The organism is Flammeovirga sp. AWQ4_249 (assembly GCF_056161045.1).
Genome location: NZ_JBSWYJ010000156.1, coordinates 1 through 252 on the forward strand (window position 1 = coordinate 1; position 252 = coordinate 252).

General features: G+C 26.6%; 1 protein-coding gene. It reads left to right on the forward strand.

Features of this window, described 5'->3' with window-relative positions:
• Nucleotides 1-199 (forward strand): hypothetical protein (locus ACXAHM_RS26470; protein ID WP_474967086.1); only part of this gene is annotated, 199 nt, incomplete at its 5' end.
• Nucleotides 200-252: the final 53 nt, after the last annotated feature.

Below are 252 nucleotides of genomic sequence, written 5' to 3' on the forward strand. Positions count from 1 at the left end.
AATGTGTTCTGTTTTTATCATTATCACATTACAAAGGTCAGCATTTCAAATAAATATCATTGGTAGAAAAAATATTTTCATTGGTAAAAAATATTTCAATTCGATTTTTACTAAACAAAAAAGGGACGTCAATGACATCCCTCCTTTCAACGGTACATATAAGTACCAACCTATTTTCAAACTTAAAACCTTATATTAATGATATTGTGTAGACAGTTGTTAAATGTGTTCTGTTTTTATCATTATCACATT